We start from the raw sequence: 16,119 nt of genomic DNA on the forward strand, positions 1-16,119 counted from the left end.
CTCCGGCCCAACGCCTGTCCCGGAGGAGGAACCCACCGGCAGCCCGGAGAGCGATACCACCGATACCCCGGAGGGTGAGGCAACGGATGCGGCAGCGCCCGGATCGGCGCGCTCTCCCTCTATCGTGCTTGCGGCTGATTCTGATGAGGCCGAAGCGGCCGCCATCGCAATCACCCCGGCGGACTATTCGCTGAGCGTGGATGAAAACGCCACGATCGATTCAGTGGTGGGCTTCTCGCTAAGCCCAGCGCGCATGTGGGCGCATGTTGCCGGCGGCACTAACGTGGAGCCGGTCTACACCTACGATGAGGACCAGCTTGCCGATACCGTGGATTCGATCGCGCAGCAGTCCAACAGGGAGCCATCCAACGCTCTTCTGGCATTCGACGGCACGGAACCGGTGGTCACGGAGGCCCAAATTGGCCTGACGCTGGACAAGGAGGCCGCGTCCGATGCGTTGACGCACGACGTGTTGACGGCCCCAACCCCGATCACCTTGACGGCCGAGGAAGCCGAACCCACCATTACAACGGAGGCGGCCAACGAAGCGTTGGAGAATATTGCCAAGCCACTGGTTGATGGCAACTTGACGGTGGCGGTCAACGATGATTCAACGGAGCTCACGCCGGAGCAGCTGGCGGCGGCGGCCTCGTTCGAAGTCAATGAGGACGAAGGCACGCTGGATCTGAGCATCGATGGGGAAGAGCTGGCGGACGTCGTGTCTGAAGCCCTCCCGGATGTGCTGACCCCCGGCAAGGATGCTCGGATTGAAATCGAGAACCACTCCACCCCGAAGATCATTGAATCGGAGGATGGCTACGGGATTGGTGCGGATGAACTGGCCGCCGAGGTCAAGGATTCCACGCAGTCCGATGATCGCACGGTCACCGTGGAACCCACCAAGGTCCCGGCGGACTTCACCACGGAGGATGCCAAGGAGTTGGGCGTCAAGGAAGTGATCTCGGAGATCAAGACCCCGCTCACCGATGATTCTGTCCGCACCACGAACCTCCAGGTGGGCACGGCGAAGATTACGAACACGTTGGTGAAGCCGGGCGATACGTTCTCGCTGGAGGCGGGCTTGGGCCCCATCACGGCGGATAACGGCTTCGTATCCTCAGGCGTTGTGGCCAACGGCTTCAATTCGGAGGCGATGGGTGGCGGCCTGTCCCAGCTGTCCACCAACACGTTCAACATCGGCTATCTGGGCGGAATGAAGGATGTGGAGCACAAGCCGCATTCGAAGTACTTCGATCGCTATCCCATGGGCCGTGAGGCCACCTTGTGGGAGGGCACGATTGATATGAAGTGGGAGAACAACACTCCCTATGGTGTGGTGATTGATACGTGGGTGGCTGATGGTTATGTGCACAGCCAGCTGTGGTCCACGAAGTACTGGGATGTCTCAACATCCACGTCGGATCCTTACAGCTACGTCCAGCCCACCACGAAGACCAATCCGGCACACGATTGCGTGCCGTCAGGGGCAGGGGGACCGGGCTTTACGGTCACGGTCAGCCGCGAGGTGTCCCATGATGGGACTGTGAATGAAGAAGATAGTGGTAGTTATAACTGGACGTACAGTCCGGTGGATGCCGTCAAGTGTGACTAGCGCTCCCAGCGTCACTAGACTACGGAACTAGATGGAGGCGTCCGCAACAACGGGCGCGCCACGAGACTGCGAGTGAGGCCGGCCCGGCGTACAAGGCGGGGGCGGCGTTCACGATTTGAAAGGAAACACCATGACCTACATCATCGCTCAGCCGTGTGTGGACGTGAAGGATCGCGCATGTGTGGATGAGTGTCCGGTCGATTGCATATATGAGGGTGAGCGCACACTCTACATCCACCCCGATGAGTGCGTGGATTGCGGAGCCTGCGAACCCGTGTGCCCCGTTGAGGCCATCTACTATGAGGACGATGTTCCTGAGCAGTGGAGCGCCTTCTATGACGTGAACGTGGATTTCTTCAAGGATTTGGGGTCCCCGGGCGGCGCCGCGATGGTTGGCCCCACCGGTAAGGATCACCCGCTCGTTGCCGCCCTGCCTCCGCAGGATACGGACGCCTGATTCACCCCCGGTAATTCGTCCCTGATAGGAGAAGCCTGTGCCGCTCTACTCTGGTGAGCTTCCTGATTTTCCGTGGGATTCGCTGATTCCCGTGCGCGAGCGCGCCGCCGAGTATCCGGGTGGCGCCGTGGATTTGACGATCGGCACGCCCGTGGATCCGGTGCCAGCCGTTCTTCAGGAGGCTCTGCGCGAGCGGAGCGATACACCGGGCTATCCGCCCACGATTGGTACGCCCGAGCTGCGCGGTGCGATCAGGGAGTGGTTGGTGCGCCGCCGTGGGGTTGCTCCGGTTGGCTCGGGTGTGTTTTTTGACGACGACGGCGAAGCCATCCTCTCCCACAACCCCCCTGCTAGCCCCGGACTGCATCCGGCAAGTGCGGCTGGAGGAGTGGCGGGCACGTTGGAGCTGGGTGGCTCGCTCACAGTGAGCGAACTTCCGGGTGTGCTGCCAACGCTCGGCTCGAAGGAAATGGTGGCGCTGCTGCCAGCTCTGGTGGGGCTGGGCGAGGGTGATGTCGTGGCCTTCCCGGAGGTTGCTTACCCCACCTATGATGTGGGGGCTCGCTTGGCTGGTGCCACGCCGATGCCGATGGACACGGAGGCGGATCCGGCCTCGTGGCCCAGCGGCATCTCCATGGTGTGGCTGAATTCGCCGGGCAATCCCAACGGGCACGTGCTGTCGGTTGACCAGCTGCGCGCGATTGTTGCGTGGGCGCAGGAACGTGGCGTGATCGTGGCGAGCGATGAGTGCTATGGCGCGCTCCCGTGGGACGTGGCCGAGGCGCCCTCCATTCTTGATGCACGCGTGTGCTCCGGCAACTACGCCGGGCTTTTCTCTTTATACTCGCTCTCCAAGCAATCGAACTTGGCAGGGTATCGCGCGGCGTTCATCGCGGGGGATCCGGCGCGAATCGCGGCGTTGAGCGAGGTTCGCAAGCACGCGGGTTTCCTCATGCCAAGTCCGGTCCAGCACGCGATGGCCGTGGCGCTCGGGGATGATGAGCATGTGGCGGTCCAGCGCGAGATCTACCGCGGGCGCCGCACGATCCTTCAAGGCGCGGTTGCCGCAGCGGGGTTGGAGGCCGATCCGGCCACCGTTGCGGGCCTCTATCTGTGGGTGCGTGATCCGTCCGGCCGCGCAGATGGATGGGGATTGGTCCATGCGTTTGCCGAACTTGGGATCATCGTGGCGCCCGGAGATTTCTACGGGGTGGCTGGCACTGATCGCGTACGGATCTCCTTGACGGCAACTGATGATAAGGTTCGTCAGGCCGCCGAACGGATGCCGGAGCTGGCGAAGATTCTCGCTCGGTGAACGTTGCGGAGCACGTCTGCAATTGGCAAGTGCCGCCATGCGGGCGTATCTTAGGTCACAGGACTTCGTACCCATGTGCGTGGGCTCACGTGGCGTCCGATAGATAGTGGTAACACTGCGGAGATTTCCGCTGCCTAACTCGCCGGGCACCCGCCTGCAGAAAGAGGTTTCAGTGACTGACAACGGTATGAATGGAGCTGCTGAGCTCAAAGTAGATGGCCAGGTGCTTGAGCTGCCTCGGGTCAAAGCAACGAGCGGCATGGACGGCTTCAACATCAGCAAGATGTTGGGATCCACGGGTACTGTCACGCTTGACCCGGGTTTTACCAATACAGCCTCGTGCGAATCGGACATCACCTACATTGATGGCGATGCCGGAATCCTGCGCTACCGCGGCTACCCGATCGAACAGCTGGCGGCTAACTGTTCCTTCCTTGAGGTTTCCTACCTTCTGATTTACGGGGAGCTCCCGGACCCGGAGTCCTTGGCTCTCTTCACCCGCCGGATCAAGCGCCACACGCTGCTGCACGAGGATTTCAAGTCCTTCTTCACGTCCTTCCCAGCTGGTGGGCATCCCATGTCCATCCTGCAGTCCGGTATTGCCGGAATGGCCACCTATTACGATCACACGCTTGATCCTCAGGATCCGGCGCAGCTGGATCTGGCCACCACGCTGCTCATGGCCAAGGTTCCTACCATGATCGCGTACATTGCCAAGCGTGCCACGGGCCTGCCGCTGCTCTACCCGGATGCCTCCCGCTCCTTCACGGAGGATTTCATCCGGATGACCTTCGGGTTGCCCTACCAGATGCAGGAAATCGATCCCACGATCGTCAATGCTCTGGACAAGCTGTTCATCCTTCATGCGGATCATGAGCAGAACTGCTCCACCTCCACTGTGCGCCTTGTGGGCTCTTCTCAGGCCAACGTGTACGCCGCGGTATCCGCGGGTGCTGGCGCGCTCTCTGGCCCGCTTCACGGTGGCGCCAACGAAGCCGTGATTAACATGCTGACTCAGGTCCGTGATTCGGGCGTCTCCGTTCAGGAATACGTCAGCCAGGTCAAGGACAAGAAGAACTCGGTCAAGCTTATGGGCTTCGGCCACCGCGTCTACAAGAACTTCGATCCGCGCGCCCAAGTTGTTAAGTGCTTGGCAGATGAGATTCTTGAGCGCCTAGGCGGAGATAACCAGCTCTTCGATATCGCTCAGGAGCTAGCGGATACGGCGCTCAAGGATGACTACTTCGTGGAGCGCAAGCTCTACCCGAACGTAGATTTCTACACGGGCCTCATCTACGGCGCGATGGGCTTCCCCACGCAAATGTTCACACCGCTCTTCACGCTGGGCCGCCTGCCTGGCTGGATCGCGCAGTACCGTGAGCTCGTGGCTGATCCGGCGCAGAAGATCGGCCGTCCGCGTCAGGTCTACACCGGCTATGACGAGCGCCAGTGGGTACCGCGTAATGAGCGCGCCAAGCGCCAGATGGTGAACATCTCCCCAGATCTGGATACCAAGCGCCTCTAGGCAGCTTGCTCACCGAGTATTTCACTCACTGAACCTGAAGGGCTCCCCGCGGTATTGTTCCTCCCGCGGGGAGCCCTTCGTTTTGCCTAGCGGGTCTTGATAAGAGCGCCCCTGCGCGAGTTGTCTTGAGTGCCCGAGCGCGGATTTTTGTAGGGGACCAGCGAGAGTTTGTTTGTGTGGCGATAGTTAGCGCGGCACTCGAACTCTCGAGTCATGTTCGAACTCTCGCGGGTTTCACGTGACGGAGTTCTCAAGGCGTCTACATCTCCGTCTCAGGTTGCCTGAGTAAACTGTGGGCCAACACAACGTGAACTACAGTCATGAATCTGTAAGGAATACGTTGTGCGTTCCACAGAAGAGGAAGTGTGATGCCGGAATCTGGGTTGTCGGTCGGTTCGCTCGCCTTGCGGCTTGTCCCTGCCCTTCGCGCCGTGGGACAGGCTGGCTACTCACTGCTCAAGAAGCTGCCGCTGCGTAGCCGCGTGGTGATGATGACCCGCAGGGACGTGGCAGCCTCTGTGGATTTTCAGGAGATCGAGAAGTACCTCGCGCGAACATTTCCGGACGTTGACGTTGTCACGCTCTACCACCCAATGCACAACAAGGTGCTCTATGCTTTCAGAATTGCCCGGCAGCTGTACTACCTAGCAACCTCCCGCTGGATCATCACTGATAGTTATCAGATCTCCATCAGCATGTTCCCGATCCGTTCCGGAGTCCGGGTTCTCCAGATCTGGCACGCCCTGGGAGCCGTCAAGCAGTTCGGCAAGCTCACGGTGGGGCTCGCCGATGGTGCAAGCAAACAGGTTGCTAGCACCATGAAGATGCATGAAAACTACGATGTCGTGGCGGCACCTTCAGAGGCAACCGCGGATGTTTTCTCTCAGGCATTCGGTGTTGATCGCGATACCGTCAAGGTCATCGGTTCGCCGCGCATCGATTTTCTGGTAGGGGCCGATAAGCCCCGGGCGCGCGAGGAAGTGGCCAGAAAATACCGCCTTGATCCTGCCCGCCCCATCTACCTGTATGCGCCAACATTCCGCGATTCGGCCCCTGTTCCCATTGAGGAACTGGTGGCTGCGTTTGCGAACACTGACGCACAACTGATGCTCCAGATACATCCTCGCGATGCCAAGTCCGTTAAGGATACGCCCGGCGTGGTTCTCAGCCGCGAACCCGAGCTGCTGGATCTTCTGCCTGGAGTGGACGGGGTAATCAGCGATTACTCCGGAGCGATCTTTGAGGTAGGAATTCTTGGAACGCCCTTGGCATTGTGGGCATACGACGAGGAACAATACCGTTGTTCGCCGGGCTTCACCTTCGATTACGATCAGGAGCTTTCGGACATCATCACGGCAGATCCTGCGGAGGCCATCGAGTTTCTTGAGAGCAAGCGATCCATTGATAGTGCACAGTTTGAACGGTTTCTTGCCACCTACATAGAGACCAATGATGGTAACAACTGTCAGAGGTTGGCCACTGCGCTGGGACTAACTCGGGAGCGGGAGAACGCCCATGACAATTCGTGACTTCGTTCGGCGATTCCGCGGAATGCCACTGGCACGGTCAGTTCGTGATTACCTACTGTGGTTTGATGGCTTTGTGTTCCACAAGCGCGACAGGATGGGCCCGATCCAGCCCAAGACCGTCGTGTTTGAAAGCTACGCTGGGAGAAACTATTCGTGCTCGCCCCGAGCGATTTACGAGTACATGGCGGACTCGAACGAGTTTAGCGAATGGAAGTTCATCTGGGCCCTAGACGATTCCGCGATGATCCCTGACGCTCTTGTGAAGAACCCTCGCACCAAGATTGTCCGCTACGAGTCCCCTGAATACTTCCGTGCCTACGGTACGGCCCAGTACTGGGTCACCAATGCGATGCTTCCTGCCGCAGTCCGCAAGCGGAAGGGACAAAAGATGCTGCAGTGCTGGCACGGGACCTCTCTGAAGCGGCTCCGAGCAGACGTGCTGGGAACAAAGAAGAACATCAATGGCGCTCGCGATTACCGCCGTAAGAATCGCCTTGATGTTCCGCGTTTTGACGCCTTTACCTTTCAATCCGCGTTCGGTGAGCGGACGCTCGCCGGGGCCTTCCAACTGGAGCGTTTCGGTAGGGGCGTTCAGCGGCTGCGGTACGGCCTACCGCGCAACACCAAGCTCTTCGAATACGGGCAAGCCGATATCCAGCGGATTCGCGCAGAGTTGGGTGTGCCAGAGGGAAAAAAGATCGTGTTCTACGCGCCCACGTGGCGCGATGATTCCCTTGATGAGAAGAACGGGTACGTGTTCCGCGAGCCCATCGATTACACGAAACTTGCAGAAGGCTTGGGCAGCGATGCCGTGATGCTATTCCGGGCTCACTACATGATCACCGAGCGCCCAGATTTTGAGGAGTTTGCCGGTCGGATCATTGATGCCTCCACCGTGGCTGACATCAACGATCTGTATGCGGTTGCCGATGTGCTCATCACTGATTACTCCTCGGTGTTCTTTGACTATGCGGCTCTTTGCCGTCCCGTGGTGTTCTTCATGAAGGATCTGGCGAACTATCGTGATCACTTGCGAGGCTTCTACATGGATCTAGAGGATCTTCCTGGCCCTGTCGTACTGGACGAAGAAGATCTGATCACGAAACTCACCGCGGCACTGGACGCCCATGAGAGTGCAGAGTTGTTGTCCGGTAAAGCAGAGTTGCCTTCCGGCGAATACGAATCGTGGGATAGTCCTGAAACAACGCGTCAGGTTGTGCAAGCGTTCTTTGGAAACCATATTTCATGAGTGGCGCCACGGTGTTTGCGCCTGTGCTGCGGTAAAATCAAGCCGGTTGCGCCACAATCCATGCTCGTTTTTTGGAAAGTGTGGCTAGAGAGGGCATTATGGGGGTCGCAAGTGTTCAGGTACGTGAATCGAGGAGAATTGGCTAGGGAACATGACTGAAGGTGAATCGGTGCCTCCCGAGTTCAAGGCAATTCAAGCTAAGCCACCCTTGTTCAAGTACTTGGCCCAAACGTGGGAGCGGCTTCCATTCTCTGCCTATCTCGCGTGGTACCAAGTCTTTACGGCTAACGCACGCACCAAAGTGGGCCTCGGATGGGTCATTCTGCGCCCGCTTCTGAACGCCGGCGTGTATGGCGTGATCTTCGGTCTCCTTCTGGGCAGCTCGCGGCCACCGAACTACATCTCCTTCCTCCTTATTGGAGTGTTTCTCTACGAATTTTTCTCTGCCACCATGCGTGGCGGTTCAAACTCCGTTATCTATAATGAATCGCTGATTAAGACCATCTCATTTCCTCGGCTAGCGCTTCCAGTATCGGCCGTGATTCGCGAGCTCATCAACATCGCCTTTGTGTTACTAGTCATGGTGATCCTGCTTGTTGTCATACCCGTGAAGGTGGACGGCCAGTGGGAGCTGGCAAACCCGGTGCAGTGGAGCTGGTTGCTCATCGTCCCGATCATGGTGCTGTACACGCTCTTCTGTTTTGGAGTTGCGGCGTTCTGCGGGCGCCTCACCGTTCACTTCAGGGACTTCACAAGCTTCCTGCCCTTTATCAGACGATTGCTCATGTACGGTTCGGGCGTTATCTTCGCCTTGGAAAACCTCCTGAGCGATTACCCCACGGCTCTCCACATCTTGCAGTTCAACCCGATTCACGCGTTCCTCGCACTGGCTCGTGGCGCCTTCCTATCTGAGTATCCCGTTGTGACCCAAGATTGGTTCGTTGCTCTGGGTGCCACCGCGATTATGTTGCCGCTGGGCGTTTGGTATTTCTGGAGAGGAGAGCAGATCTATGGCCGCTCTGAATGAGTCCCTCGCTGGATCCGTTTCGCCCAATACATCCGTTCTTGTCGATGATGTCAGTATCTCCTTTAAGGTCAACCTGAAATCGAAAGAGCAAGAGAAAACCAATCTCTTTGGGTTCTCCAAGAAGGAGAACTATCTGATTGACGCTGTGAAGGGTGTGAGCTTCTCAGCCGAAAAGGGCGAAGTTGTTGGCGTCATCGGAACCAACGGTTCTGGCAAGTCCACCCTCATGCGGGCGGTTGCCGGGCTGGAAATGCCTACATCGGGCAACGTGTATGCGACAGCTAAACCGGTGCTTCTGAGCATCGGAGCTTCCCTGATCCGTGAGCTCTCTGGGGACAAGAACATCCTGCTCGGATGCTTGGCCATGGGGATGAGCTTGGATGAAGCGCGCGCGATTCATCCCAAGATTGTTGAATTCTCTGGTTTGGGCGAATCGATCGGGCTTCCGATGCGTACGTATTCGTCAGGCATGTCTGCGCGGCTGCGTTTCTCCATTACCACGGCGGTGCCACGCGAGATCCTGATCGTTGACGAAGCGTTGGCAGTGGGTGACGCTGATTTCCGGACGAAGAGCGCGGCACGTATCCAACAGCTCAAGGAAGCTGCCGGAACCGTGTTCATCGTCAGCCACTCGATGAAGGAGATCGTGAGTAACTGTACCCGCGTGCTGTGGCTCAACAAGGGAGACCTTATGGCTGATGGAGATCCCAAGGGAGTTATCGGGGAATACCGGGAGTTCCGGAACCCCAAGTAATCGCTCTACGAGCCGATGCCCAAGCATTCACAATCGCATCTATAACAAGTGAAGTCACCATGGTAAGCCGAACGAATCGAGAGGAACGGGCGTCCGTGAACAACAGCAAGGAAGTATCTGGAGCCATGCCTCAGGCCGTCAAGGGAACCCTGCTAGATCTCGATGCCGTGATCACCTCCATCGAGTGGCACGAGAATATCCATTTGCGTTTGACGTTGGATATATCGGGCCGCATTACGCAGCCACTGCCAGTGGCCAGTGAATCGCACGGGGAACTGTCAGGTGAAGCGGTAGAAGCCGATCACTACTGCGAGTTCTTCCCTGATGCCACCAACGGATTGGCGAAGGCTGTAGCCCGCCAGAAGGGTGCAGACGCCAAAGCCGTGGGTGAGGCCCCTGAACCTGCCGCACTTGAGCTGACATGGGATAATGTGCCTGACGGTGATGACCTGAAGGGCCTGCAGTTTATGTTCCTCGGCGGACACTCCGGGTACTTCTTGGAGGCGGCTCAGCTAGGTCGCGGCGTGTACGCCGTGGAAATGAACATCACGAACTTCTTCGAGCGCAAGGCGATCCCTAACGGTACCTGGGCCATCGTGCCTGTTCTGAATGGCAAGCTAGGTGTTCCGGCCCGGATGCCGCTGTCCGAAGCGGACAAGCTGCTCCTCTACTCGCGCAACTACGTATACAACCAGAACTTTTCTGCCTACACAGTCACCTTCCGTTTCACAGAGGATGACGTCCGGCCCGAGCTTCGCACGCTGGCATACGCCTTCGGGCGCGGCCGCGGGAAGTCGAAGGCCTCACTGCCTCGCAAAGTAGCCAACAAGCTCCTCGGCAAAGATTCTCGTAAGCGGGTTTTGAACTCCGTCTACTGGACCGCACGCCGCTCGCGAAAGCCTGAAAAGCCGGTGGTCCTCCTAGCATCAGAAGCCCGCACGTCCCTCGGAGGAAACCTCGAAGCTATTCGGGACAGGCTTCTAGAACGTGGCTTGGATAAAGACTTCACGATTACCGAGAACTGCATGCTCCCTAGCGACCGTTCGCTTCAGCAGCGAATCCGTCAAGTGGAGATGATCGCGAATGCTGACATCCTCATTGTGGACGATTACTTTGCCTCGTTGGAAACACTGAAGATGGATCCAAAGACGGAGATCATCCAAGCGTGGCATGCCGGCGTCGGCTTTAAATCGGTGGGATACTCGCGGTTCGGGAACTACGGGTCTCCCGTGCTGCGCAACCCACACCGTTTCTATGACCACGCGATCGTTGGGTCCAAGAACCTTATACCGGTGTACGCGGATGTGTTCGGAATCGAGGAGTCCGCCATCGTGCCAACGGGGCTCCCGCGTATCGATCACTTCTTGTCCGAAGAGGGCAAGGAGAAGGCTCTCAAGGAGTTTAAGGCCGCCTACCCACAGGCCGAGGGCAAGAAGCTCATCGTTTTCGCGCCTACGTTCCGTGGGCGCGGGATGAACGATGCCTATTACGATTACTCGCGCCTCGATTTCGACGCTCTCTATGAGCTGTGTGGTGAGAATACGGTGTTTGGCTTCCGTATGCATCATTTCATCACTGAGCCTGTGCCGATTCGCAGTGATCAGAAGGATCGGTTCATCGATCTGACGCACTATCACGATGGGCTGGGCCTGCTCCATTCGGCGGACGTCCTCATCTCTGATTACTCGTCCATCATCTACGAGTACTCGCTACTCAATCGCCCGATGCTGTTCTTCGCCTATGACAGGGACTTGTACGCTGCCACTCGTGGATTCCATCGTGATTACGACGAGACGGCACCCGGAAAGGTCTGCCTTTCCTTCGATGAACTCCTAGAATCGTTGAAGAACGAGGATTACGAGCTGGAAAAGGCCGAGGCCTTCAGGCAAGAAAACTTTGACAGGATCGATACTCATTCATCCGATCGTTTTATCGATTGGCTCATACTTGGGAAGCAACCTCAGGAGTAACTGATGAATATAGCCGTTCTGTTCGCCGGTGGAGTTGGCTCGCGTATGAAGGCGGGCACCGTACCCAAGCAGTTCTTGGAGATCCATGGCAAGCCTGTCATTGTGCACACTCTCGAGCTGTTCGAACACCACCCGGAGATTGACGCCATTGCCGTGGCTATTCTTCCCTCCGCACGGGCGGAGCTGGAGAAGCTCATCCGCCGCTTCGATATTGAGAAGGTTCGCTGGGTGGTGGATGGCGGAGCAACTGGTCAAGAGTCTCGTCACAATGCACTCAAAGCGGTAGCCGCCGATTGCCCCGAGGATTCAGTGGTACTTGTCCATGACGGTGTACGTCCACTGATCAACGATGAGATCATCTCTCAGAACATTGATCTGGTGAAGCGCGAGGGCAACGCGATCACGTGCTCAAAGGTCACGGAAACCATCGTGGAATCCCACGAGCATATCCTCACCGATGTTATTCCGCGCGATCACCTTTACGCTGCTCAGGCGCCGCAGAGCTTTAAGCTCGGGGAGATTCTGGACCTGTACGATCGCGCCGTCAGTGAGGGCGAAAACGATTCGATTGATTCCTGCTCACTGATGCATCGGTACGGCAAGGTAATCCACCGGATTACCGGGCCAAAGAGCAATATCAAGATCACCACTGCCGATGATCTATATATCGCGCGAACATACTTCAGCATCATCGAAAACCAGCAGCTCTATGGAATGCCAGGCGGGGAATAGCGTGTCACAGATCAGCTCAGTTGTTTCAGAGGACGTTCAGAACATCGCGGCGTTGGATCTGCCGTGGGCCGATCTTCGCGGTGCCAAGATCCTCGTGACGGGTGCCTCGGGCATGATCCCTTCCTACAGTGTTCTGAGCCTGCTTGCTGCCAACGATGCTCATGATCTGGGCGTCACCGTTTACGCTTTGGCGCGTAACGCTGACAAGATGCACGCGCTGTATGGGGATCTGCTGGAGCGTGATGATCTGCAGTTCATTCAGCAAGACGTTGTCAGTCCCATCGAAGGCCTTGAGGGCGTGACGCACGTTATCCACGGAGCGAGCGCCGCCCAACCCAAGCGGCACTCTGCTGATCCCGCCGGAACCATCTCGGCCAACATTCTGGGAACCTACAATCTTCTCGAGTTTTGCCGCCGGGTGGGTGCCACGTCTTTCACCGTCATGTCCTCGGCGGAGATCTACGGAAACGTGCCGGGCGAAGTGAAGCTTATCGAGGAAGATCAGTACGGCGGTGTGGACATCCTCAATCCTCGCGCCTGCTATACCGAGGGCAAGCGGGCTTCGGAAACCTTCAGCGCCGTGTACAACTACCAGTACGGCATTAAGAACACCGTGGCACGGTTCGGGCACATCTACGGGCCGGGAATCGCGCTGGATGATGGCCGCGTTCAGGCAGACTTCGCACGCGACACCTTCAATGGCCAGAACATCGTCATGAAGTCCGCTGGCCTTCCCCAACGTTCCTACACCTACATTGGAGACGCTGTTGCCGGCATGTTCACGGCCATCCTCAAGGGGGAGGCCGGGGCCTACAACGTGTCCGACAATTCTGGCCTAGTCTCCATTCGGCAGCTGGCAGAAGCCTTCCTCGCCTCACGCCCAGAAAAGCACCTTGAGCTCAAGTTCGAGACGGAAAGCGATGCCTTCGCCACGAACAAGGTGGCGTTCCAGGGACTCTCCGGGACGAAGCTTGAGGGCCTTGGCTGGAAGCCGCAAGTTGCCCTTGCTGATGGAGTAGACCGATGGCTTCGGCACCTTGAAGAGGTTGAGAGCTGACGGCTCATCCACAAATACCTCCGCGCACCTGCGGAGCGCTGTGACAGGCAAAGCTTAACCGATCCCACGGGGTCGGTTCCCGCAGGGTCGGTCAAGTGGTGGGATCTAGCGAAGTCCTTTAAGGACCCGCTTAGCGGGCTTGCCGATTGCGCGGTATACCTTAGAGGCAGCCTGATGGCGCCGCGTACCGTGCGGGAAATGGTGCTTGAGGCGGGCTTTTAGCGCGGGTTTGGGCACCGGCGTTGCTGCGGGGTCTGGGGCAATGGCCGTCGGCCTGCATGCGTAGGATGCAACGGCCAGTTCAAAGTTCGATAGTCCGGGTCCAAGCAGAAGGTTGTCGAAATGGGCATCGTCAAGTCGGCGGCGGTACTCGCGCGAAAATAGTTGGTTGAGGACTCGGTCATGAGCAAGTAACCTCTGCACTTTGCGGAGAGTGAGGTTCTCGCGTTCAGCGAATGCCTTGTACGCAGATCGCTCTTCAGGAAGAAGCAACGGCGTGGTCCTCACGTAGGAAACTGTCGAGAGGTTCTGTTTGAGAGCCTTGATGCCCTTAAGCGAGTCACGTCTTAACGTTGCATTCTTTTCAATCACAACAGTGGTTTGCACGTTGGCTGATCTGCCTGATTCAATTGCTTGCCGTAAGAACTTCGTCTCTTCCCGATCCTTCCCAGAAGGCCCAGCCCAGTACACAACTGTTGGGCGGGAGTCTCTGGCCGAGCGCACTCGGGTCTCGCCAGTGTAATCCTTGAAAAAGAAGTTCACAGCGCGTTCGGTGGCTCTGCCGTCTTCGCGGGGACAGAACCGGTGTTGGGCGCGAGCGTAGCGTTCGCCTTGAAGTGGCGCGGCTACTAGATCAGCCTTATTGGGAACCTCCGCCAGAGCAGCTGCGGATGCTTCAACAGCGCTGAGGAGTTCTGTGCGCGAGCCTGCAACGGTTCCTGGCAGTTCGTCCGTTGTCAGGTTGAGCCCGCGGGTTGCGGCATACTCGTCAAGGTCATACAGATAGTGAATGATCGGGCGCCCGGTCGGGATGAAATCGAAGAAGATGCTGGAGTAGTCGGTGATCAGGATGTCCACAACAGCAAGCAGTTCGTTCGAACTGATTTCGTGGGGTGGAATCGTCACATTGCCGAGCTTTTCGCCGACTATCCGGTCTTTGACCTTCTTGTCCATCCTGTGGTGTCCGCGATACAGGAGATGGATGTCGAGCTTCGCGAGGTCCGTTAGATCCGTCAGCAGTTGCTCGGAATCGACGACGTCTTTCCCTCCCTCGGCTCTCCATGTAGGGGCATACAGAACAACGGGTTTAGCCGAAGCCACATCATCCTGATCTTCGCCAAGACCAAGAATTGTGCGTAGGGAAAAGGTCTTTTCTGCGGAAGCATCAATAGTAGTGTCCACTCGGGGGTATCCGGTTTCCGCTACTAATGCCGTTGATGTTCCTGTCATCGAATAAGCGGAGAGGACAGCGTCGGTCATGAACTGACAGGGCGTTACCACGTGGGTTGCTTTGAGGAACGATGCCGCCCCCTGCCACGATCCAAAACGTGCTTTGGGTGTGTCGCGTCCCAGTGCCTTGTAAGGGATTCCGTGCCAGGTGTTGAGGTACCTTTGTTCGCTGCGCCTAGTGAAATACTCCGGAAGGTTGGCATTTCCGATGATGTGCCCTGCACATGCGAGGAAGTAAGCATAGGCATCCGAATGACGATGCACAAACACAACCTTGTCGGATCCGCGATACTGCCGCGGAATACTATCCTGATCGTTGACAGACCATACGTGCAAGAAATCCTTGTACTCCTCGTGTTTCTCAAGATAGTCGAAGATTGCGAAGGGATTGTCGCCCATTCTGGAGCCTGACATGGTCTCGTAGAACACGATGGATGGGTTTACCGGAAGAGTCTGGCTGTATCGCCCATAGACTTGATGGGTTTTATCAGTGCCTCCGAGGGGTCCGTTCCAGAATGTAGTCAGAGCCTCTGTTCCGCGTTCGCGGGCTTCCTGCTCTGCTGCTTCGACAATCTCCCTAGGCGTTGGCATGTGTGCTTACCTCGATCTGTGCAGTCTTGTATGTTTTACCGTGCCAAGAATCGTCCGATCCGTCGCCGTACTCGGACGAACCTTCCCGGTTTTGGCAACGATACAACAGCGGGCTCGGAGTTTTCTGTCTTATTCCAAAATGCCTCACTTTTGCGCTGACCGGATGGCATCGTCTCCGTTCCCAATGGGTTCTTGTCAAGATTTGGCCGTTCCCAAGCGACATTCTTTCGCACGACCCGTGCTGGTACTCCTGCTGCCACGGCGTTGTTAGGCACGTCCTTCGTGACGATGCTTCGGAAACCGATAATGGAGCCAGATCCTATCGTGACTCCACCGAAGATGGCGGCGTATTTGCCAATCCACACATGCTCGCCGATTGTTATGTCGCGAGCCGGGTTTGTTCGAAGCCCAGTCCCGATATCATAAATTGCATGTGTATCATCGGTTCGAATCTCCACACTGGACGCCAGCATGCAGTCGTCTCCAAGTGTGACTGAAGCACCCTCAGAGGCACGAACGAAAGCCTTTGAGGCAGCCCCAACGTTCGATCCGATCGTGATACGTGACTGCTGTCCCAATACCAGTCCGAAGCGTAGCCCTGTTCGGTTCTTTGTGGCGGCGGCGATCTCTACCAAGCTCTCATCAGCTGTGAACTTCACCGAAAGGAAGGCGATCTTCACTGGATCTCCCACTTTCAGCACGTTGTTAGAGCCGACAAACTCGATACGAATGTTCTTCGTTACTGGAGGTCCGCTGTACTCGATGCGATTTCCTTGTTCGTCTTCATATGGCTCAAGTGTGGTAAGGGTGGACATAATTATCAGTTGCTCCTCGTAGGTTGGGCCTAGGTGC

General features: G+C 57.3%; 13 protein-coding genes. 11 read left to right on the top strand and 2 right to left on the bottom strand.

Annotated features, from left to right (window positions below):
• From ACTHV6_RS01065 to ACTHV6_RS01115, 11 genes are all read left to right on the top strand, one after another.
• On the top strand, positions 1 to 1,612 hold a 1,612-nt coding region (locus ACTHV6_RS01065), incomplete at its 5' end, for a VanW family protein (protein ID WP_441385412.1).
• Between the two features lie 130 nt (positions 1,613 to 1,742).
• Positions 1,743 to 2,069, top strand: coding sequence for a ferredoxin (gene fdxA / locus ACTHV6_RS01070; RefSeq protein WP_441385413.1), 327 nt, complete (start codon positions 1,743 to 1,745; stop codon positions 2,067 to 2,069).
• A 37-nt stretch (positions 2,070 to 2,106) separates the two neighbouring features.
• Entirely contained in the window at positions 2,107 to 3,384 is a 1,278-nt protein-coding gene (gene dapC / locus ACTHV6_RS01075) for a succinyldiaminopimelate transaminase (RefSeq protein ID WP_441385414.1), read from the top strand.
• A gap of 187 nt (positions 3,385 to 3,571) precedes the next feature.
• Entirely contained in the window at positions 3,572 to 4,909 is a 1,338-nt protein-coding gene (locus ACTHV6_RS01080; RefSeq protein WP_441385541.1) for a citrate synthase, read from the top strand.
• Positions 4,910 to 5,277: 368 nt separating this feature from the next.
• Positions 5,278 to 6,438, top strand: a complete 1,161-nt coding sequence (locus ACTHV6_RS01085) for a CDP-glycerol glycerophosphotransferase family protein (protein ID WP_441385415.1) — start codon at positions 5,278 to 5,280, stop codon at positions 6,436 to 6,438.
• Entirely contained in the window at positions 6,425 to 7,687 is a 1,263-nt protein-coding gene (locus ACTHV6_RS01090; protein WP_441385416.1) for a CDP-glycerol glycerophosphotransferase family protein, read from the top strand. Before ACTHV6_RS01085 ends, ACTHV6_RS01090 begins: the two co-directional genes overlap by 14 nt.
• Before the next feature lie 151 nt (positions 7,688 to 7,838).
• Positions 7,839 to 8,714 (top strand): ABC transporter permease, encoded by an 876-nt coding sequence (locus tag ACTHV6_RS01095; RefSeq protein WP_441385417.1) that lies wholly within the window; start codon positions 7,839 to 7,841, stop codon positions 8,712 to 8,714.
• Complete coding sequence (locus ACTHV6_RS01100; protein ID WP_441385418.1) at positions 8,698 to 9,468, top strand: ABC transporter ATP-binding protein; 771 nt, start codon at positions 8,698 to 8,700, stop codon at positions 9,466 to 9,468. The genes ACTHV6_RS01095 and ACTHV6_RS01100 overlap by 17 nt, the downstream gene beginning before the upstream one ends.
• 95 nt (positions 9,469 to 9,563) lie before the next feature.
• On the top strand, positions 9,564 to 11,438 hold the full coding sequence (locus tag ACTHV6_RS01105) for a CDP-glycerol glycerophosphotransferase family protein (RefSeq protein WP_441385419.1): 1,875 nt from the start codon (positions 9,564 to 9,566) through the stop codon (positions 11,436 to 11,438).
• A 3-nt stretch (positions 11,439 to 11,441) separates the two neighbouring features.
• Positions 11,442 to 12,170, top strand: coding sequence for an IspD/TarI family cytidylyltransferase (locus ACTHV6_RS01110; protein ID WP_441385420.1), 729 nt, complete (start codon positions 11,442 to 11,444; stop codon positions 12,168 to 12,170).
• Between the two features lies 1 nt (position 12,171).
• Positions 12,172 to 13,227 (top strand): NAD-dependent epimerase/dehydratase family protein, encoded by a 1,056-nt coding sequence (locus ACTHV6_RS01115; RefSeq protein WP_441385421.1) that lies wholly within the window; start codon positions 12,172 to 12,174, stop codon positions 13,225 to 13,227.
• 105 nt (positions 13,228 to 13,332) lie between these two features.
• Here ACTHV6_RS01115 and ACTHV6_RS01120 read toward each other — a convergent pair whose 3' ends face one another.
• Positions 13,333 to 15,267 carry a CDP-glycerol glycerophosphotransferase family protein gene (locus ACTHV6_RS01120; RefSeq protein ID WP_441385422.1) on the bottom strand — a complete coding sequence of 645 codons (1,935 nt, stop codon included), beginning with the start codon at positions 15,265 to 15,267 and terminating at the stop codon, positions 13,333 to 13,335.
• 35 nt (positions 15,268 to 15,302) lie between these two features.
• Positions 15,303 to 16,082: an acyltransferase gene (locus tag ACTHV6_RS01125; RefSeq protein ID WP_441385423.1), complete on the bottom strand. Its 780-nt coding sequence runs from the start codon at positions 16,080 to 16,082 to the stop codon at positions 15,303 to 15,305.
• Between the last annotated feature and the right edge of the window lie 37 nt (positions 16,083 to 16,119).

The sequence above is a fragment of the Ancrocorticia sp. genome, from assembly GCF_052089425.1.
GTDB lineage: Bacteria > Actinomycetota > Actinomycetes > Actinomycetales > Actinomycetaceae > Ancrocorticia.

Bases quoted from the DNA above. Each gene is read 5' to 3' on its own strand.
- fdxA (WP_441385413.1), top strand. From the start codon at position 1,743: ATGACCTACATCATCGCTCAGCCGTGTGTGGACGTGAAGGATCGCGCA.
- ACTHV6_RS01080 (WP_441385541.1), top strand. From the start codon at position 3,572: ATGAATGGAGCTGCTGAGCTCAAAGTAGATGGCCAGGTGCTTGAGCTG.
- ACTHV6_RS01085 (WP_441385415.1), top strand. From the start codon at position 5,278: ATGCCGGAATCTGGGTTGTCGGTCGGTTCGCTCGCCTTGCGGCTTGTC.
- ACTHV6_RS01090 (WP_441385416.1), top strand. From the start codon at position 6,425: ATGACAATTCGTGACTTCGTTCGGCGATTCCGCGGAATGCCACTGGCA.
- ACTHV6_RS01095 (WP_441385417.1), top strand. From the start codon at position 7,839: ATGACTGAAGGTGAATCGGTGCCTCCCGAGTTCAAGGCAATTCAAGCT.
- ACTHV6_RS01100 (WP_441385418.1), top strand. From the start codon at position 8,698: ATGGCCGCTCTGAATGAGTCCCTCGCTGGATCCGTTTCGCCCAATACA.
- ACTHV6_RS01110 (WP_441385420.1), top strand. From the start codon at position 11,442: ATGAATATAGCCGTTCTGTTCGCCGGTGGAGTTGGCTCGCGTATGAAG.
- ACTHV6_RS01120 (WP_441385422.1), bottom strand. From the start codon at position 15,267: ATGCCAACGCCTAGGGAGATTGTCGAAGCAGCAGAGCAGGAAGCCCGC.
- ACTHV6_RS01125 (WP_441385423.1), bottom strand. From the start codon at position 16,082: ATGTCCACCCTTACCACACTTGAGCCATATGAAGACGAACAAGGAAAT.